The organism is Snodgrassella sp. W6238H11 (genome assembly GCF_016100525.1).
Classification (GTDB): Bacteria; Pseudomonadota; Gammaproteobacteria; order Burkholderiales; family Neisseriaceae; genus Snodgrassella; species Snodgrassella alvi.
On the sequence record NZ_JACFSH010000001.1, the window covers coordinates 484,481 to 503,827 of the forward strand.

The 19,347-nt window shown below is 40.6% G+C and carries 15 protein-coding genes and 4 tRNA genes; 13 read left to right on the plus strand and 6 right to left on the minus strand.

From position 1 onward, the window contains the following. The first annotated feature begins 206 nt into the window (after positions 1 to 206). On the plus strand, positions 207 to 470 hold the full coding sequence (locus tag H3V00_RS02130) for a DUF1289 domain-containing protein (protein WP_084565588.1): 264 nt from the start codon (positions 207 to 209) through the stop codon (positions 468 to 470). A 49-nt stretch (positions 471 to 519) separates the two neighbouring features. Next, complete coding sequence (locus H3V00_RS02135; RefSeq protein ID WP_078474919.1) at positions 520 to 1,395, plus strand: DMT family transporter; 876 nt, start codon at positions 520 to 522, stop codon at positions 1,393 to 1,395. 54 nt (positions 1,396 to 1,449) lie between these two features. Here H3V00_RS02135 and prfA read toward each other — a convergent pair whose 3' ends face one another. After that, positions 1,450 to 2,532: a peptide chain release factor 1 gene (prfA, locus tag H3V00_RS02140; protein WP_198206563.1), complete on the minus strand. Its 1,083-nt coding sequence runs from the start codon at positions 2,530 to 2,532 to the stop codon at positions 1,450 to 1,452. A gap of 91 nt (positions 2,533 to 2,623) precedes the next feature. Further along, the gene (gene hemA / locus H3V00_RS02145) at positions 2,624 to 3,886 is read right to left on the minus strand and encodes a glutamyl-tRNA reductase (protein ID WP_198206562.1); all 1,263 of its coding nucleotides are present in this window, start codon (positions 3,884 to 3,886) and stop codon (positions 2,624 to 2,626) included. 190 nt (positions 3,887 to 4,076) lie between these two features. On the opposite strand from hemA, the gene pdxH reads away from it, so the two are divergent. Then, positions 4,077 to 4,709: a pyridoxamine 5'-phosphate oxidase gene (gene pdxH, locus H3V00_RS02150; protein ID WP_198206744.1), complete on the plus strand. Its 633-nt coding sequence runs from the start codon at positions 4,077 to 4,079 to the stop codon at positions 4,707 to 4,709. A 13-nt stretch (positions 4,710 to 4,722) separates the two neighbouring features. Here the strand turns inward: pdxH and H3V00_RS02155 are convergent, their stop codons facing one another. Then, complete coding sequence (locus tag H3V00_RS02155; RefSeq protein WP_198206561.1) at positions 4,723 to 5,532, minus strand: lysophospholipid acyltransferase family protein; 810 nt, start codon at positions 5,530 to 5,532, stop codon at positions 4,723 to 4,725. Between the two features lie 6 nt (positions 5,533 to 5,538). Continuing rightward, entirely contained in the window at positions 5,539 to 6,366 is an 828-nt protein-coding gene (mutM, locus tag H3V00_RS02160) for a bifunctional DNA-formamidopyrimidine glycosylase/DNA-(apurinic or apyrimidinic site) lyase (RefSeq protein ID WP_198206560.1), read from the minus strand. Between the two features lie 331 nt (positions 6,367 to 6,697). Between mutM and H3V00_RS02165 the strand changes: the two genes are divergently transcribed. From H3V00_RS02165 to H3V00_RS02200, 8 genes are all read left to right on the plus strand, one after another. Further along, entirely contained in the window at positions 6,698 to 9,541 is a 2,844-nt protein-coding gene (locus H3V00_RS02165; RefSeq protein ID WP_198206559.1) for a tetratricopeptide repeat protein, read from the plus strand. Positions 9,542 to 9,725: 184 nt separating this feature from the next. Then, a complete protein-coding gene (gene lolB / locus H3V00_RS02170; RefSeq protein WP_084554317.1) occupies positions 9,726 to 10,358 on the plus strand; it encodes a lipoprotein insertase outer membrane protein LolB in 633 nt (210 codons plus the stop codon). Positions 10,359 to 10,374: 16 nt separating this feature from the next. Beyond that, the gene (gene ispE, locus H3V00_RS02175) at positions 10,375 to 11,223 is read left to right on the plus strand and encodes a 4-(cytidine 5'-diphospho)-2-C-methyl-D-erythritol kinase (protein ID WP_084547774.1); all 849 of its coding nucleotides are present in this window, start codon (positions 10,375 to 10,377) and stop codon (positions 11,221 to 11,223) included. A gap of 10 nt (positions 11,224 to 11,233) precedes the next feature. After that, positions 11,234 to 11,309 (plus strand) — tRNA-Gln (locus H3V00_RS02180). Positions 11,310 to 11,328: 19 nt separating this feature from the next. Next, positions 11,329 to 11,404: transfer RNA gene (locus tag H3V00_RS02185), tRNA-Gln, on the plus strand. A 30-nt stretch (positions 11,405 to 11,434) separates the two neighbouring features. Next, positions 11,435 to 11,510: transfer RNA gene (locus H3V00_RS02190), tRNA-Gln, on the plus strand. Positions 11,511 to 12,054: 544 nt separating this feature from the next. Beyond that, positions 12,055 to 13,041 carry a ribose-phosphate pyrophosphokinase gene (locus tag H3V00_RS02195; protein ID WP_025330604.1) on the plus strand — a complete coding sequence of 329 codons (987 nt, stop codon included), beginning with the start codon at positions 12,055 to 12,057 and terminating at the stop codon, positions 13,039 to 13,041. Between the two features lie 62 nt (positions 13,042 to 13,103). Further along, positions 13,104 to 13,676 carry a 50S ribosomal protein L25/general stress protein Ctc gene (locus H3V00_RS02200; RefSeq protein ID WP_025330605.1) on the plus strand — a complete coding sequence of 191 codons (573 nt, stop codon included), beginning with the start codon at positions 13,104 to 13,106 and terminating at the stop codon, positions 13,674 to 13,676. Positions 13,677 to 14,056: 380 nt separating this feature from the next. Here H3V00_RS02200 and rnr read toward each other — a convergent pair whose 3' ends face one another. Next, positions 14,057 to 16,390, minus strand: coding sequence for a ribonuclease R (rnr, locus tag H3V00_RS02205; protein WP_198206558.1), 2,334 nt, complete (start codon positions 16,388 to 16,390; stop codon positions 14,057 to 14,059). Positions 16,391 to 16,477: 87 nt separating this feature from the next. Between rnr and H3V00_RS02210 the strand changes: the two genes are divergently transcribed. After that, positions 16,478 to 16,564, plus strand: a tRNA-Leu gene (locus H3V00_RS02210). Positions 16,565 to 16,754: 190 nt separating this feature from the next. On the opposite strand, the gene H3V00_RS02215 is transcribed toward H3V00_RS02210, so the two are convergent. Next, positions 16,755 to 18,056, minus strand: a complete 1,302-nt coding sequence (locus H3V00_RS02215; RefSeq protein WP_198206557.1) for a threonine/serine exporter ThrE family protein — start codon at positions 18,054 to 18,056, stop codon at positions 16,755 to 16,757. A gap of 841 nt (positions 18,057 to 18,897) precedes the next feature. Between H3V00_RS02215 and H3V00_RS02220 the strand changes: the two genes are divergently transcribed. Continuing rightward, positions 18,898 to 19,329, plus strand: coding sequence for a hypothetical protein (locus H3V00_RS02220; protein WP_100125598.1), 432 nt, complete (start codon positions 18,898 to 18,900; stop codon positions 19,327 to 19,329). Positions 19,330 to 19,347 lie beyond the last annotated feature (18 nt).

Here is a 19,347-nt window from a genome sequence, read left to right on the forward strand (position 1 = left end):
TGTAAGGAAAATTAACCTTGAATTATAACATTTACTCTGCTTTTCGTGGAATTTTTAGCAAAATCAGATGTTCTTTCAGTATTAAAGAGGCTGACTTACATCTGTGTATGTGTCATAGTTAACGTTTTTCCGGTGTTATTCCGGCTGGGTTATTTAAGGCAGTCTGTTGTAATTGTGGTATTGAAGAGGGATGCAAAACCTAGGCAATGGAACAGTTAGAATTTTTTGTTATTCCCAGTCCCTGTAAAGGTGTTTGTGAAAGCAATCATAAGGGATATTGCAAAGGCTGTCTGCGCAGCAGGGACGAGCGTCTTTACTGGTTACGTATGTCTGATACTCAGAAACAGTATGTGCTGCGTTTGTGTGCATTGCGCCGGCGCAAGCTGGAGCAAATGCAACCACAACCAGCAGACCAGACAGAACAAAATCTGATTGAGCAAATATGGCTACAGGCAGATTTTGATTTTTAGTTTTTAATAGCTGATAAGTCAGTTCATAAATTTTGATTTTGGGGGAAAAATGCATTTTCTGATTATTAGTATTCTATGTAGTGTCTCTGTGTCAGTATTACTGAAACTGGCACGCAGAAACGGTGTTAATATTGCTCAGGCCGTAGCGATTAATTACCCGGTAGCTGCTGCCTGCACCTGGTTTTTTTTACGTCCGGATTTTTCTGATTGGCATACTTATAGCAGTCACTGGATTATTTTTCTGGCTTTAGGTATTGGTCTGCCGCTCGGCTTTATTGTGCTGGGGCGGGCTATCGAACAGGCGGGAATGGTAAAAACAGATGCTGCACAGCGCCTGTCGCTATTTATGCCTATAGTGGCCGCATTTGTGCTCTTTGGAGAAACTTTAAGCACTAACAAAATTATCGGAATTGCACTGGCACTAATGGCCTTGCTTACCTTGCTGTATCGTGAGAATCCGGCTAAAAGCAAAGGAAAAGGCGATTTTTTAAGTACTGCCGGCTATTTATTCGGTGTGTGGCTTTGTTACGGAACTACAGATATTCTGTTTAAACAGATGGCGAAAAGCGGAACAGCTTTTGCACCGACCTTGCTGGTGTCATTTATCCTCGCTGCCATTCTGATTATATGTTATCTGTGTTTACGCAGAACAGTCTGGAATGCGGCCAGTATTCTGGCAGGTCTGATACTGGGTGGTTTAAATTTTGCCAATATTCTGTTTTACATTCGTGCACATCAGTATTTTCAGCAAGACCCTTCGCTGGTGTTTGCCGGTATGAATCTGGGTGTAATAACACTGGCCACTATTATTGGCGCTTTTGTGTTTAAAGAAAAAATCAATGGTTTGAATGCTGCCGGAATTGTACTGGCGATTGCTGCAATCTGGTTTCTGTTCTATGGCAGCAGGCTTAATTCTTTGTTGTAGCTGATTTATATTGAAAAGCTGTTCTGAAAATCAGAACAGCTTTTTTTGATGAGCTTAGCCGACATTACTTAATTGTGCCAGCTGCTGAGCCTGATGCTCGGCAATTAATGCCTGTGTCAGCTCAGATAAATCACCATCCATAATAAAATCCAGTTTATGCAGAGTAAGATTGATGCGATGATCGGTTACTCTGCCTTGGGGATAATTATAAGTTCGAATACGTTCACTGCGGTCGCCGCTGCCAATCAGGCTTTTACGTTCAGCAGCCTCTTTGGCATGAGCAGCATGTTTCTGCTGTTCATACAGTCGGGAGGCAAGTACTCGCATTGCCTGTGCTTTATTGGCATGCTGTGAACGCCCATCCTGACACTCCACTACCATACCCGTTGGTAAGTGAGTAATACGTACGGCAGAATCCGTCTTGTTAATATGCTGACCGCCGGCACCGGAGGCACGGAAAGTATCAATGCGTAAATCGTTCGGATTGAGCTGTACTTCAGCAACTTCATCGGCTTCCGGCATAATGGCCACAGTACAGGCTGAGGTATGGATTCTGCCCTGACTTTCTGTAGTTGGTACGCGCTGAACCCGATGGCCGCCAGATTCAAATTTGAGCTGACTGTAAACATTCATGCCTGCAATTCGTGCAATCACTTCTTTATAGCCACCCAGATCGCTTTCACTGGCGGATACAATTTCTACCTGCCAGCCCATACGTTCTGCAAAGCGGGTATACATGCGCAATAAATCGCCGGCAAATAAAGCTGCTTCATCACCACCGGTTCCGGCACGAATTTCTATGAAAATATTCTTGTCATCATCTTCGTCTTTTGGTAACAAAAGTTTTTGCAGCTCGCCATCCAGCTGAGTAATCTGATTACGGGCAGTATTGATTTCTTCAGCCGCAAATTCTTTTAATTCCGGGTCTGCCAGCATTTCTTCTGCGGCAGCTAAATCAGTTTCTGCCTGTGTATACTGGCGATAGGTTTCTACTACCGGTGTAAGCTCGGCATGTTCACGGGTAAGGCGACGATATTCGTCAATATTGTCCGTGACATCAGGAGAAGCCAGCAAAGCGGTTACTTCTTCCAGACGCTCAGTCAGGTGCTGTAACTTGTCTATCAATGAAGGTTTCATCTGGTATTCCGTATTAAATAAAAGCTATCAGTCCATTGAGACTGTATTAAATATATAGAGTTAAGGATTATGAATAAATTGGAGGCAGTAGCTAATGCTGCTGATTTTTTCCATGCAGCTGGTAAATCTGACAAATGGCCTCGGCCAGCTCAGGATATTGCTGACTGTCTTTATTTAAAGCTCGGGTGGGTGCATGCAAAAGGCTATTGGTTAATTCACGGCTTAAACGCTGCAATACTTCTTCAACAGGTGTACCTTTACGCAGACGGCGCAGAGCTTTAGTGACTGCTTTGCTGCGCAGCTGTTCACCCTGATCGCGCAATTCACAAATTAAAGGAACGCTATTGCGTGTCTGTTGCCATGCAATAAATTCAGCAACCTTGCCTGCAACCATTTTTTCAGCTTCAGCTGCAGCCTGTTGCCGTGCTGCCTGACCATGCTGCACAATATGCACCATATCATCAACACTATACAAATACGCATCGTTCAGTTCGCCTGCTTCGGCTTCAATGTCACGCGGTACGGCCAGATCAAGCAAAAACATCGGCATGCCGCGCCGCTGCCTGAGTGCGCGTTCTACTAAACCTTTACCAATAACCGGAAAAGGGCTGGCAGTAGAAGAAACAATTACGTCGTATTCAGCCAGAATTTCAGGTAAAGCAGTTAATATGCGTGCATCTGCTTCACAGCTTAATTTCTGACATAACTCCTGAGCCCGCTCCAGTGTACGGTTTAAAACAGTCAGGCGCCGCGGACATTCTGCGGCAAAATAGGTGGCTACCAGCTCAATCATTTCACCGGCACCCACCATTAAAACATTCAATGCTGAAATATCAGGAAAAATCTGTGCGGCCATTTTAACTGCAGCAGCAGCCATGGATACAGAGTTTTCTCCGACTGCACTTTCATTGCGAATTTCTTTTGCTGCTGCAAAAGTTTTTTCAAACAGAGCATTCAGCTGCTGATGCAGCGTATTCCGGCTGCGGGCAACGCGTACGGCTTCTTTTAATTGTCCGAGAATCTGCGGTTCACCTAAAACCATTGAATCAAGTCCGCAAGCCACCCGAAAGGCATGCTGCACAGCCTGTTTATCATGGAATTGATATAAATAGGGAGCAAATTCAGATAATGGCAATTGATGGTAGTCGGCCAGCCATTGTATGGCTGTAGTTGCATTACCAATACAGTAAATTTCTGTACGGTTACAGGTAGACAGAATCATTGCTTCTGCGATTTCTTCCTGACTGCCAAGCGCAGTCAGTGCTTCTGCCAGTTCTATGGCAGGGAAAGCCAAACGTTCACGTACAGAAACTGGCGCAGTTTGGTGATTAAGTCCGATAACGGTTAAAGACATACTACCTGAAGTAATTTGCGTTTGCCCGCTACCGCGGGTAGGATAATTGCCAGCCAGACTTTATATTCTATATAAATATAAAGTTATTAAATCGGGCAATTATACGCTATCAGTGCTGAAAAAGCAGTAAATCATGCCTGAGAGTGATGTAAATAACTTTTTTCGCATGCATAAATAAAGAATGAAGAATCTGGATTTACACGATATTCGCGAAGATTACAGCCAACAGTCACTTAGTGAAGCTGATTGCTGTGAAGAGCCTTTGGAGCAATTTCAAAAATGGTTAATGGCTGCCATGCATGCCAAAGTAAATGAACCGACAGCTATGAATGTTGCTACTGTTGATCAGCACGGACGACCTAATTCACGCATTGTGCTGTTAAAAGAAGTGACAACGGAAGGCTTTGTATTTTTTACTAATTATCATAGCCGTAAAGGTCGTTCTTTAAGTCTGAATCCGTATGCAGCAATCACATTTTTCTGGCCGGAACTGGAGCGTCAGGTACGGGTGGAGGGAAATGTACAACAATTACCCGCAGCAGAATCAGATGCCTATTTTCAGTCCCGACCTTACAGCAGCCGTATTGGCGCATGGGCCAGTGAACAAAGCTCTGTAATTAATAGTAAAACCGAGCTGATGGCGCGCGCAGCAAAACTGGGAGCAAAATATTTGTTCAATGTACCCAGACCGCCGTATTGGGGCGGATATCTGGTTAAACCCGAGCTGGTAGAATTCTGGCAGGGAAGACCAAGCCGTTTACATGACCGTATTCAGTATACAAGACAAAATAATCTCTGGATTAAACAGCGCTTATCGCCTTAAACATCTTTTGTGCCTATATCGATTCAGAAGTTGAAGGCGCGGTTGCTGTAGCCGGACTGTCCATAAGAATTTTGTTTTGAATAAAATCTTCAGCCTGAGTTTTCAGGCTGAAACGATCATTTGTTTTGTTTTCTGCAATATTCAGCAACGCAGAAAAATCTACTTTTACTATAATTTCCGGCATAGATACTATATTCCACAGACTACGCAATAAACTGGTTTTGCCGGCAAATGCTACTTTAGATGTACGCAATCCCTGAGGGTTGTAATAGCGCATGGCTACTGCCATCACGGGTGTATCTGCATCTATTGCTGCCTGAAACAGGGCTGCTTTAAACGGCAGGGTAGTCATTCCCTCAGATGTATACGCTTCGGGAAAAAACAGGACGTTTTTACCTTCATGTAATGCCAGTACTATGGCTTTGATGACCGGATTAATATCCTGTCTCGACTGACGATTAATATAAACAGAGCCTCCGTTTGTAGCCAGTCTGCCGATTACCGGCCATGATTTGACACTTTGTTTAGCAATAAAGCCACCGGGGATATAGGACATTAATACGAAAATATCCAGCCAGCTAATATGATTGGCTACAGTAAGCCAGGGCATACTTGCTGTATCAGGTAATAATAGCTCAGAGTTTACCTTTACGTGCAGAATATCTAGTAAATTGTGCGCAATTGAAATTAATTCCTTATTTCGCTCTGTTTCATTCAGGTTCTTAAACCGATTTACCCGTCTGATTGTCTTAACCAGCCATACAGCCAGTCTGAAAATACGCGAAAAACGGGTAATTAAAGAAGTATGTTCTGATTTTGTCATTGTTATTTATCGTTTTTTCTGGCATTGAGGACAATAAAAACTGCTTCTTTGTCCCAAAATCATTTTTTCAATCGGATGCCCGCACTGCGGGCAAGGTTCACCGGCTCGCCCGTATACCTGATGTTGTAGCTGAAAATAACCACTTGTGCCAGCACTATTTACAAAATCTCTTAAAGTACTGCCACCGGCCGTAATGGCCTCCTTTAATACCTGTTTAATTTCTGTAGTTAATGCACTAATCTGCTGTTTATTCAGCTTCATAGCCGGAGTGGCCGGATGGATACCAGTACGGAACAATGCTTCGTTAGCATAGATATTGCCTACACCGACAATAATTTTATTATCCATAATTGCTGTTTTAATCGCACGTTTCTGGTTTGAAAGTTTTTGTTGCAAATAATCAGTATTAAAATCCTGGCTGAGTGGTTCAGGTCCGAGGTTAGCTAATAAAGGATGCTGTTCAATGAGTCCGATAAACCATAAAACAGCTCCGAAACGTCTGGGGTCATGAAATCGTAAGAGCGTACCATTACTAAAAGCAATATCTACATGATCATGCTTTTGTACCGGCGGTGCAGTAAAGTCAGTAAAGACGCGTAAACTACCCGACATACCCAGATGAATAACTAATGTACCTGAAGCTAATTCAATCAGCAGGTATTTAGCTCTGCGTCTGACTGATAATACCTTTTCGCCGCCAAGCAGTTCGCCTAGATTATCTATTATCGGCCAGCGTAAACGCGGCTGACGCACTTCTACCTTGGAAATAGTTTGATTTTCAATAAAAGGAGCGATTCCGCGCAGCGTTGTTTCTACTTCAGGTAACTCGGGCATAATTTATTTATATTATTCAGAATAAAATCGTTACAATAGCATCATGAAAACAAAATTTAAAGCACGTACTGTGTCAGTTTTAATCAGATAAAATTGCCATAAGTCATACGCAGCTAAAATTGTCTGTGTTAAAGTAGCAAATTATTTTACCCTAATAGTTTATTCTTTAAACGGCTGCAAATTTTATCATGCCGGTTAAAGTATTTAATAACTGAACACATATTGCATGATAAACCGCGATTAGAAAAAAATTGCCTGCACAAGTACAGAACTGTTATTTATTTATGATTCAGTGTCTACGTAAACTGATTTGCATATATGGAGAAGTTTAATGCCTCGTTGGATTCATCGTATTACCCCGATTGTTTTAAGTTTAATGGCTGTACATATGGCCAATGCCAACAGTTTGTCAGAGCAGCATAAACCAGTACCATTGATTCAAACTAAAATTGAGCGGATAAATAATCAGGTTATGGCACCGGATGATGCAGATTCGCTGCAACGGCGTCTGGCTATTGCCGGCCGTGCCAATGATATTTTTACTTTGTTTGCCACAGAACTTATTTATTCTCAGGGTAAAACGGATCAGGCTCTGGCCGCAGATATGCGAATGCTTGAGCATACACAGGAACCGGAGGTAGCTGAACGGGCAATGGAAATGGCTCTCGGCGCAAATAAAATCACCGAAGCGCAAACCATTGCTAATCGCTGGCAGGAAATCGAGCCGACAGAGACACCAGCCAGACAGCGCCTGATGTGGGAGCTGGCTATTGCTAAAAATGATGTGCCACAAGTATTGAAAAATGCAGATGCAGTTTTATCCCATGCCAATGATTATCAGCTGCGCCGGTTGTTTTTAAAAATGGCACAATTCCGGTTAAATAACCTGGATGCCACTGATGAGTTAAATGCACCGATTCACAAAACAGCAGTTTTACATCCTGAAATGGCAGAAGCCCTAATTGCCGATGCTATTTATGGTGCAACTGGTGCGCATAAAGAGCAAACCATCAAAGCGTTACAATCACTGGTTCATCTGGATACTGATATTTTTCCAGCCAGCCAGCTGACACTGAACCTGATTAATCTTAAGCAGCCACAATATCTGCTGGATTTTTACCAGCTAACCGGTGTGGACACCATGCCAGCTAAATGGCAAAGTCTTTATATAGAATTGCTGATTAAAAATAATCAATTACAACTGGCATATCAAACTTTGCAGCCATTGCTTGAGAAAAGTAAAAGCGCGGATCTGTATTTGCAGGCAGTTTATCTGGCTGTCAGTCAAAAAGCTGCTACAGCTACCCTTGCCGGCTATGCAGAGAAAATTGTAGAACTGGGGAATTCCAATCAGCGAAGTAAAGCGGCCATGATGGTGGCTATGCGCTATTATGATGAACATAATCTGCCGGCTTCCCGTTCGTGGGCGACTAAAGTCAATGATCCGCAGTTTCTCTTTGATCAGGCACTTATGATGTGCTCAATTGAAGCAGAACAAAAACACTGGAAAGCAGCTCAGCAATGGTTAAATAAAGTTCAGACAGATAAAACACCGGCAGGTACTTTTTTCAGCGGATCGGATTTGCTTCGTTTACAAACATTTGTAAATAGTTCTTCACTTACTGACCAGAAATATGAACAATATCTGAATAGAGTGATTAATGAAGCAGAACATGGTGATACCAGAACACAGGTAGAAAATGTTGCGCCGTTATTACTCCTTCGTGGGCTGTTATATGCAGATAAATTTGATGAGCCGGCAAAAGCAGTAGCAGATCTGCGCCGGTTTGTGAAAATGCGACCTAATCAGATAGAGGGGCTTAATGCACTGGGTTACACCTTGTTAAGTCTGTCAAAAGATCGCTGGCAGGAAGCACAGCAATTGCTGGAGAAAGCCTATGCTCAGAATAACCAGTCACCGGCAATTAATGACAGCCTTGGCTGGGCTTATTTTCTTAATGGTAATGTAGAAAAAGCGCTGCCTTTATTAGAATATGCATATCAGAAGCTGCCGGAAAGTGAAGTAGCTGCTCATCTGGGAGAAGTTTACTGGCAGCAGGGACGTGAGGACGAAGCTCGTCAGATATGGGCTCAGGGCTGGCTTAATAAAGCCAGTGACCATAAAATTCTGAATCAAATACTAAGTAAACACCAAATCAGACCGAATAGTCTGCCTTTAACTACAGCAAAGAAAGCAGAAACTCAGGCCGATGCAGATATCTATTTACAACAGGCAGGAATTTTATTTAGCAACAGAACCAATGAACCGGCTTTGATTGATAATATTAATAAAGTCATTCAGACCGGTAACAGACTTCAGCAAAGTCAGGCAGCGCTTCTAGCTGCAACTTATTACTTTGCTAATCAGGATATGGACTCTGCGCGTAAGTGGCTGGATAAAGTAACTGATAGTGAGTTAGTCAGAGATAAAGCCTATCTGATGGGTATGATTGAAGTAACCCAAAATAATATACCGGCTGCAAAGCAGTGGTTAGATCGGATGAATCAGAATAAAGAATCAGCTGTTTCCGATGATATCGATACCATTGTATTATCAGTTTCTATTGATAATAAAACTCTCGATCCGAAGGTTTATGTACAAAAGCTGACACAGATGCTAAAGGATGCAGACACAAAAACCGCAGTATCTGAGGATAATAAAACAGACATAAAAGCATTCCTTCTGTATTCACGAGCAACAGCTTATAGTGAAAAATTGGATCAGCCGAAAAAAGCAATAAAAGATATTCGCGCTTTTATTGAATTAAAACCTGATGATGCGGAAGGATATAATGGACTGGGCTATACTATGCTAAGTATGCCAAAACGCTACTGGGCAGAGGCTTTATCGATTTTGCAGCATGCAAGTCAGCTGGATAATCAGTCCTGGGCGATTCAGGATAGTCTGGGGTGGGCATATTATCTGAATAACCAGCCTGAAAAAGCGTTACCGCTTTTACGTTCAGCCTATCAGCTTCGTCAGGAAAGTGCCATTGCAGCACATCTGGGTGAAGTGCTGTGGCAGCAAGGAGAGCAGGAACAGGCACGAAAAATCTGGGCACAGGGATTAGCTAATAAAGACTCTGACCAGAAAGAGTTACAACAAATTTTGAAAAAATTTAATGTAAATCCGTCTAGTCTGACTACTGCACCAAAATCACAAAACAATAAATAGCCGGATACCAATTACCGACTTTACTAACTGAACTATTGAGATTTACCGGAAAAGCTGCCGTATGCATCAAGTGTCAACGGCAGCTATTTGTTTAATTCTAAAACACAAAATTAACTTCACACAGCTCATACAACTAATTCTGATAATATTACAATAATAGACATTTATAGATACCGGAATAATAATGATATATTCATATTTGCGTAAAAAAAATCTTTATCTGGCAGCAGCTATTACCAGCCTGGCTTTAAGTGCCTGTAGCAGCCTCATACCGGACAGAATAACATCAGCATCAGACTGGCAGGCCGGTAACGAAAATGATGTTTCTGGTTTTGACAGTTCCGGACGTCTGGCTATCAAGGATCAGGGTAAAGGAAGCTATGCAAATTTTAGCTGGCAGAATACCGGTAGCGTACAAACGATTGAAGTTAAAACACCATTGGGTAATAGTGTAGGGGTTTTATGTACTGACAGCTCAGGTGTAATTGCAGAAGACAGTAAAGGACAGGTAATTACTGCAGCCAGTATTGAGGAATTAAGCCAGCGTATGCTTGGTTTTGTGCTTCCGTTTGATCACTTGAATCAATGGGTGCAGGGATACTGGATTGCAGATGAACCTTATCAGTTATTGCCCAACGGCAAACTTAAACAGTCTGGCTGGATTATCCAGCGTCAGCAACAAAACGGAAGCCGTAATCCGCGTATTGTACTGTTAAATAATGCACGCTTCGACATCAGACTGGTGTTTGATGAATATACAGATACTGATGATAGTGCAAAATCAGCACAATGCGAATTGCGTCAAAGATTATCCTGATTAATTATTTAAAAATATGAATAAATCTCCAGCAGCTGATGCACGGCATTTTCTGGCGCCGGCCAAGCTGAATCTTGATTTGAGAATCGTCGGACGGCGCGCCGACGGCTACCATTTACTTGAAAGCATTTTTACTCTGATTGAGCTGTATGATCATATCTGGTTCAGCGTAAATCAGACAGGCTGCATAAAATTACATACACCAACTAACGGCATTACTGAAGAACAGGATTTGTGTGTGCGTGCAGCCCGGTTATTATCCGACCATACCGGCACTAAACACGGAGTGGATATCTGGCTGGAAAAACAGATTCCTGTTGGTGGCGGACTGGGTGGTGGCAGTGCGGATGCGGCAGTCGTATTAATGGTGCTTAACCATTTATGGCAGCTTAATCTGAGTAAGACAGAACTATTACAGCTTGGCGTGCGCTTAGGTGCAGATGTACCGTTTTTTATTTTTGGACAAAGTGCATTTGCTCGCGGTATTGGTGAGCAATTAAGCCCGATATCTTTGCCAAAACAATGGTATGTGATTATCAAACCTCCGGTGCATGTTAGTACGCCGAAAATATTTGCACATAAAGACTTGACACGTGATTCCAAGCCACGGATAATGCCAGACTTCCAAGCAGGACAGCACTGGCGCAATGATATGCAGAGCGTTGTTTTAGCTGAGTATCCAGCAGTAAAAGCGGCATTTGATGTTTTGGCTGAATACGGTTCACCAATGATGAGTGGTTCTGGTGCATGTGTGTTTTTGTCATTTAATTCTGAAAGTGCGGCACAAGCTGTTTACAATAAAGTTTCTTGCGTGCATCAGGCATATTGTGTTGCTTCCCTGACGAGGCATCCGTTTTATCAATGATGTGTGTAGTTGGGGAGTCGTCAAGTGGTTAAGACACTGGGTTTTGATCCCAGTATGCGTAGGTTCGAATCCTACCTCCCCAGCCAGTTGCTTGATAAAAAGCATTGGGGAGTCGTCAAGTGGTTAAGACACTGGGTTTTGATCCCAGTATGCGTAGGTTCGAATCCTACCTCCCCAGCCACATTTCGAGCAAATAAGCAGTAAACCCTATTGGGGAGTCGTCAAGTGGTTAAGACCCCGGATTCTGATTCCGGTATGCGTAGGTTCGAATCCTACCTCCCCAGCCAATTCAGATAAGCGTGTAAGTTTACTTACACGCTTATTTAATGTGTAAATGACAAATTGTTATTTTATAGCACGTGCAGATTGCCATAAGTGATATAATTTGCCATTAATCCCGTACGGAAAACTTCCAATCGGGAAACAAGCAAGTTTGTATAACTGTTTTCACTTTTTGTGATAATTAGCATGGTTAAGCCTGAAAAATGCAATACAGTTTCAATCCTAGTAATAGAATAGTGTTACTATTTTGTTGTGTTGCTATCAGGTATCGGCAAAATTGATTGATTAAATCTGTTTTAACCATGATACTTGCAGCTATCAGTATATACAGAATATTTTTCAAAGAGGTGGTCATTGCTTTTGAATTTAAAAGTAACGTAAACGGGTTAACAGCGAAATGAGCAACGAAATTCATAACGTTGAAAGCCATTACTTGTTTAAATGACAGATACACTACAACCCAAGTGGTGATATGAAAGCTTTGGATTAATGTTTAATCTACCTCACACAAATCAAACCAAACCAAAACAGGACTCAGGTACAACAGAAATGGCAGCATACGACAGTTTGATGGTTTTTACCGGCAATGCGAATCCGGAGCTGGCAAATAACGTAGCCAGACACTTGGATATTTCTCTGGGACGTGCTTCAGTTGGAAAATTTTCTGATGGCGAAATTGCAATTGAATTACTCGAAAATGTACGTGGTCGTGATGTATTTATCGTACAGCCTACCTGCGCACCGACTAACGATAACTTAATGGAAATCCTGACAATGGCTGATGCACTCAAGCGTGCTTCAGCCGGACGGATTACTGCAGCCATTCCTTATTTCGGCTATGCACGCCAGGATCGCCGTCCGCGTTCAGTACGTGTGCCGATTTCTGCCAAACTGGTAGCCAATATGCTGTATTCTGCTGGTATCGACCGCGTACTTACAGTTGACTTGCATGCTGACCAGATTCAGGGCTTTTTTGATATTCCGGTAGACAATATTTATGCTACCCCCATTCTGGTGCATGATATTGAAAAGCAGCGCATTGATAATCTGACAGTTGTCAGCCCTGATATCGGTGGTGTAGTGCGCGCCCGTGCCGTAGCAAAAACACTGGGCACTGATCTGGCCATTATTGATAAACGCCGGCCAAAAGCCAATGTGGCAGAAGTAATGAATGTAATCGGTGAAATTCAGAATCGTACCTGCCTGATTATTGATGATATGATTGATACAGCAAATACCTTATGTAAAGCTGCATCAGCATTAAAAGAACGCGGTGCAGAACGCGTGCTGGCTTATGCTACTCATCCGGTATTTTCCGGAGCGGCGATTGAGCGTATTGCTTCATCAGAAATCGATCAGGTTGTAGTCACTGATACTATTCCTTTATCTGAAGCTGCACAGAAATGTGATCGGATTCGTCAGGTAAGTATTTCAGGCCTGCTTGCAGAAACTGTACGTCGTATCAGTAACGAAGAATCTGTGTCATATCTTTTCAATGAAGATGTGGCCATACCGGGAGCAATGTTTCTCCCTTAATACCCCCAAGCCGTCTTAAGCTGGTCGCGGCCGATGACGGCATTATTAACTTTGGAGTAGTTATGTCTTACGAAATTAAAGCAGAAATCCGTGAAGCTCAGGGCACTGGTGCGAGCCGCCGCCTGCGTCGCGAAGGTAAAGTACCGGCTGTATTGTACGGCGAAGGTACCGAACCAGTAGCCATTACAGTAGATCATCGTACTTTATGGTACGCACTGGAAAAAGAATCTTTCCATACTGCTATCATCAAACTGGATGTTAATGGCAAAACCTACGACGTTATTGTACGTGATTTCCAGATGCATCCGTTTAAACAACAAGTACAGCACATTGATTTCCAGGCCGTTGATGCAAATAAAGCTATCAATATTCGTGTTCCGCTACACTTGCTGAATGCTGCTATTTCTCCGGCAGAAAAATTGCAAAGTGGTCGTGTGTCTCTGCTGGCTACCAGCGTAGAAGTAAATGCTTTACCGAAAAACATTCCAGCTGTATTGGAACTGGATGTTTCTACCATCAGTGCCGGTGAAATTCGTCACCTGACCGATTTAGTGTTCCCAGAAGGTGTGACCAGCGTTGCATTAAATCGCAATGAAAATCTGGCTATTGCTTCTGCTACTGGTAAAAACAAATAAGCAGTAAAAAATACCTACATCTGATTAGTATTTTACCTAAAAGTAAAATGCCATTGAAAACTGAAGTCTGTAGTAACAGACTTCAGTTTTTTTAAAGTAATGTGAGTAATAATTTCTAAATTTAAATAATTACAATTTAGCACATATAGCAAAACGTAAAGTTAAATTTGAAAAATCAGAAATAAACGGTCTGCACAAGAAAAATATATAAAAATATTTTATTTCATTCAAATTACGTTTTATAAAATAAGTAATGCATACTAATTATTTTATAAATATATTAATAACATAAAAAAGTCAAAAATATAAAAAAGCTTTTATCTGATTCAACACAGATAAAAGCCTTTTTAGAAATTAATTTAATCAATTATAACGCAGCATCAGGACTTTTTACGGCCTGGTTTTTTGCGTGAACCATTACTACGTGACTTCTGAATGGCAGCAGTTTTTGTTTTGTTTGACTTAGTTTTCTTACCGGGTGCTTTGCGCGGCTGTTTAACAGTGGCTTTAAGCTGTTTCTGAATATTTTGCGCATTATTTGTCCGGCGACGCTTACCACTATTCGTGCTAATCAGCACCAAATCAATCCGGCTCGTATCCAGATCCGCGCGAGCTACTTTGACTACAACTTTATCACCCAGCTTAAAGCGGATACCACTGCGCTCTCCGACAATGGCCAGCATTTCAGGATGATAATTAAAATAATCTTCACCCAGATCGCTGATATGAACCATGCCGTCAATATAAACATTATCTAAAGTAACAAACAAACCAAAATTTGCCATACCGGAAATCGTACCGGAAAAAACCTCACCGATTTTGTCCTGCATATAGTAAGTTTTAAGCCAGTTTTGCACATCACGGCTGGCATTGTCAGCTCTGCGTTCTGCCAGTGAACAATGCACACCCAGTTCAGACCACGACTTTGGCTGATATTGTTTATGCTGTAAAATGGCCTTAATGGCTCTGTGAACAGTCAGATCAGGATAACGCCTGATTGGTGAAGTGAAATGTGTATATGCCGGATAGGCCAGACCAAAATGGCCAATATTTTGTGGTTCATAAACCGCCTGCTGCATTGAGCGTAACAGCATAATACTGATTACATTCCGATCAGGCCGTTCTTTGATTTTTTCGCTTAGTTCCGCATAATCTTTTGGAGTAGGGTTACTACCGCCATTTAGATGTAAACCAAGCAGCGATAATTGCTCACGCAAAGTATTCAGACGCTCACTGGTCGGACCGGCATGATTACGGTATAGAGCAGGATGTTTATGATGTTTGAGAAATTCTGCAGCACAGACATTCGCAGCCAGCATACATTCCTCAATCAGACGATGAGCTTCATTACGCTCAACCGGTATAATACGTTCAATTTTACCTTGCTGATTGAACAGCATCTGGGTTTCTATACTATCAAATTCCATGGCACCACGCTGCAGGCGTTTTTTCAGTAAAATCTGATATAGCCGGTATAAACTCAGTACATGTGTTTTCATTGGGTCATCAAACTGGTCATTACTAATCCAGTCCCATGCCTGTGTATAGGTAAGCCGTGCATGTGAGCGCATTACCGCCGGATAAAATTCATAACTTTTAATATTGCCTGCATAAGTAATCACCATATCGCATACCATGCACAGGCGATCCACATTCGGATTAAGGGAACAGATGCCATTAGATAAATTCTCCGGTAGCATCGGAATAACCCGCCGTGGAAAATAAACACTTGTAGCACGTTCCTGTGCATCCTGATCAATAGCATCATCAGGATGGACATAATGGCTAACATCAGCGATAGCAACGACCAGGCGGTAATTACGACCAATTTTTTCTGCATATACCGCATCATCAAAATCGCGTGCTGTTTCGCCATCAATAGTAATAAGCGGTAGCTCGCGCAGATCTTTTCGGTTTTTTCGCTCATCAGCTTTAACATGATCAGGTATTTTAGTGGCCTGAGCCATACAGGCCTGACTAAACTGATAGGGTAAATGATGTTTGCGTACTGCAATTTCAATTTCCATACCACTGTCAGCATAATCACCAAGAATTTCTGTAACACGTGCCACAGCTGCCTGAGTTGCATTCGGATAGGACTCAATTTTTGCTACCAGAACCTGACCGGCTTTAGCTTTACCCAAAGAGTCAGGCTGTAGCACAATACTTGCTCCCAGACGTTTATCTTCAGGCACCAGCATAGCTATGCCATGTTCAATTGTGAGTCGTCCTACCACATCTTTATTAGCTCGTTCGATGACATCCAGCACCTGACCTTCACGCCGCCCGCGACGGTCAGAACCAGCCGGTCTTACAGTGACAATATCTCCGTTCATTAACCCGCACATCTGGCGAGCGTAGAGAACAAAATCACTGCCGTCAGCAGGATTTAACGGTACAGCAAAACCAAAGTCATCTTTGTGTACTTCAATCCTGCATTTAACCAGCGCCAGTTTATTAGCTACACAAACAGCACCGCGGCGATTAATTAGAATCTGTCCGTCTCGTGCCATAGCATTTAAACGGCGCTCAAAAAAAACTATTTCTTCATTAGTAATATTAAGTTTCTGCGATAATTCAGTCATTTTGACCGGAATACCGACTTTATCCAAAACAGCAATAATCCATTCCCGGCTGGGTAAAGGATTGGAATAACGTTGTAATTCACGTTTTAAATATGGATCTTGATGGCGTAAATCTGATTTTTTTTTCATAGAGTATTGACAATCTCTTTAGAGAATATATAATGCACTTCCTCAGTTAAAGACATACTTTAACTGAAAGTTGCAATATATGCAAAAGCCCAGGTGGCGGAATTGGTAGACGCGCATGGTTCAGGTCCATGTGCCAGCAATGGTGTGGAAGTTCGAGTCTTCTCCTGGGCACCAGAATTCCAAAAAAAGATATCTAATATTTAGATATCTTTTTTTATTTTGTAAAACTTAAATTAATAATAATCATATTTTAGAGATTTGCAGATTAGCATAAAATTTGCATACTCAATCTACATTTGAATTATTAATTCAAATATCAATTTATTTTGTATCAAATATATAAATAATTTTCAAAATAAAAAAGCTATTTATGTTCCGTAGCCGGAAGCTGATTAAATGCCCATTCTTTATCCGTGCATACCCGTGCGAGTACTAAGCCTAATGGTAAAGCCAAGACAATAAGCATTGCCTGTGCTCCCCAGTTAATAGCATTGATAATATCGTTTTGCTGTAAAAAATACATAGCGCGAAACATATAAATGCCGGGTACCATAATACATACTGCCGGTACCGATAAAGCAATACGCGGACATTTACTATGGCGGCTAAAATAAAATGCACTGATACCGACAATAAAAGCTGCTATTAAAGAAGCTGCCTGAATAGGTATATTAGTCAGGTCTATCATTTCCAGCCGTAAAGTATTGGCATACATGCCGATAAAAGCAGTCATTAAAGCAGTTTTTACCGGACTGTTAAAAAGCAGGGAAAAACCAAGTACACCAAAAAAGCTGGCAATCAGACGAAAAAAAGCTGTCCATACCGGGTAAAGATTAGGTGAGAGCATAGCTTCCGGTGCCATATGAATTCCGGCTGCAACTACCCATGCGGCAAAAGTGGCGCAAAAAATTACAGTTATGGCATAACCTATACGCTGAATACCAGATGAAAAATCCAGTTTAGCTAAATCCAGCACTCCGGTTATCAAAGGAAAGCCGGGTATCAGAAACAGCATAGAAGCTATATAGCCGGCGGTGTGCTGAATATTTACTTTTAGCAAAAGATGGCTACCGCCAATAATCAGAAAATACACACTAGAAGCGACAGCTGCGGCCAGCATGGTGACAACAAACTGATTCAGATGTTTATGTAAAAGGGTTTTTCTTAGCGCCTGGCCAAAACCAGAGGCAAAAAATACACCCAGCATTTCAATCAAACCACCACCGATTAAAAAAGTAAAAGATGAACACGCAACCGCAGCAAACAAAGCTGACTGTCGTAAACTATATAGAGCTGGGTGATTTTCAATTTCTGACAAAGATTTATCAAGAAAGCGAATCAGCTCGCTTTCACTCATTTGCTGATAACGGGCCTGTGTTTCTATCAGCAGAGTTTCAAGCAATTGGATATTATTAGTATTAATTCCAACTCCTTGAATTGTGGTAACCTCAGTTTTAAATTGTTTCCCATTACGGCAGGTAGAGTTGATTTCAGTAAGCGTAATATGTGCCTGATTTTCCACGCCGAGCATATAAGCGACATGACGCATTGACTGCTTAATGCGATAACTACCGGTACCTGCTGCCAGACAAATTTTACCAACGCGTAAAACCAGATCCGATTTGATATTTAACTGAAGCTCATCAGAAGAAAGAGTCAAAGACATAATACTTTTTTTATAAAAATAGTAGGCTAGTATTATAACGCTTGTAAGTAGATGTTGCTTAATAAGAAATATTATTTAATTCACTTCCTGGCTACCGTAGCAAATAAATATATTCGGCGTTTCAAATTTAATAATCTCCTAAAAAAATAATTATTAAAATATCTTGTTGTCAAATAGTTCTAAAATAATTAACTCTATGATAATTTTTATATATTATTAGTTGAGTTCTTCAGGTTTAATTTCTGGGTATTCTATAAACGAACATTGAATGCTGCTCAAGTTAATCAAAGCTATATACAACATCGAGTAAAGATATAATAGGTAATATAGCATATAAATATGCTATTTACATAAATACTAAATTTATGATAATAAAAAATTGTGTGTTTTATAATAATTCTCAGGTAATTTATATGATGATATGGTTATGCAAATCAGGAAAAGGAAGACATGTAAATATGATGAAATTATGATCGTATAAAAATTTAACAGAGCTATTAAAAAGAAAAGATGAAAAAGTTAATTTTTTGAAAAGGGATCAAAATAATGAAGAAAATTTTATTATTTATATTAACATTTATAAGTAACAATGCTTTTAGTAAAATCAGTCTAATTGATGAGATGCTTAATAAGCTAGATAATAAAATACAAGCTAATTATATTATTATAAATCAATTATCTGAAATTATTTTAAAAAAGAGATATTGATATTTATCAGCAGGAATGGGAAAAAGAAGTTAATAAAAAATGTAATTGGGTCTATTCTAATATTGATATTTATTTATTTGGTCAGGAAGATAAATTTAGTTATCCATTATGTTTACTGAATGAACAAAATGCTATGATTAATGAATTAATTTTACTAATGAATCATAATAAAATTTTAGTGAATAATGAAATACAACAATATTTTACTAATATTCCAGAACAAAAACAGTACAATATTTATTTTAATTTATTAACGGAAAAATATGCTTTAAAGTTTTGTAGTTCACTTTATCCTTCAACTGGTATTAAAGAATGTATAAACCGATTTCTGTTGACTCAATATATTCCCGAAGAATATGAATTTAAACTTACAGTGGATAAGGGTTATTTGTATGATTCCCCCAATTTATCTGATAAAACAAGAATATATTTGGTTAGAGGAGATCAGATAAAATTATTAAGTTATAAAAATAATTTTTATAAAATCGAATATACATCAAAAGAAAATAAGATAATAAAAAAATGGCTCCAGTGCACTGCTATTAATGCTTGTATTTCAGATTAATAATACAAAAAATTTTAA

Coding starts and splice junctions, on each gene's coding strand:
- H3V00_RS02130 (WP_084565588.1), top strand. CDS start 207: ATGGAACAGTTAGAATTTTTTGTTATTCCCAGTCCCTGTAAAGGTGTT.
- H3V00_RS02135 (WP_078474919.1), top strand. CDS start 520: ATGCATTTTCTGATTATTAGTATTCTATGTAGTGTCTCTGTGTCAGTA.
- prfA (WP_198206563.1), bottom strand. CDS start 2,532: ATGAAACCTTCATTGATAGACAAGTTACAGCACCTGACTGAGCGTCTG.
- hemA (WP_198206562.1), bottom strand. CDS start 3,886: ATGTCTTTAACCGTTATCGGACTTAATCACCAAACTGCGCCAGTTTCT.
- H3V00_RS02155 (WP_198206561.1), bottom strand. CDS start 5,532: ATGACAAAATCAGAACATACTTCTTTAATTACCCGTTTTTCGCGTATT.
- mutM (WP_198206560.1), bottom strand. CDS start 6,366: ATGCCCGAGTTACCTGAAGTAGAAACAACGCTGCGCGGAATCGCTCCT.
- H3V00_RS02165 (WP_198206559.1), top strand. CDS start 6,698: ATGCCTCGTTGGATTCATCGTATTACCCCGATTGTTTTAAGTTTAATG.
- lolB (WP_084554317.1), top strand. CDS start 9,726: ATGATATATTCATATTTGCGTAAAAAAAATCTTTATCTGGCAGCAGCT.
- ispE (WP_084547774.1), top strand. CDS start 10,375: ATGAATAAATCTCCAGCAGCTGATGCACGGCATTTTCTGGCGCCGGCC.
- H3V00_RS02195 (WP_025330604.1), top strand. CDS start 12,055: ATGGCAGCATACGACAGTTTGATGGTTTTTACCGGCAATGCGAATCCG.
- H3V00_RS02200 (WP_025330605.1), top strand. CDS start 13,104: ATGTCTTACGAAATTAAAGCAGAAATCCGTGAAGCTCAGGGCACTGGT.
- rnr (WP_198206558.1), bottom strand. CDS start 16,390: ATGAAAAAAAAATCAGATTTACGCCATCAAGATCCATATTTAAAACGT.
- H3V00_RS02215 (WP_198206557.1), bottom strand. CDS start 18,056: ATGTCTTTGACTCTTTCTTCTGATGAGCTTCAGTTAAATATCAAATCG.
- H3V00_RS02220 (WP_100125598.1), top strand. CDS start 18,898: ATGATTAATGAATTAATTTTACTAATGAATCATAATAAAATTTTAGTG.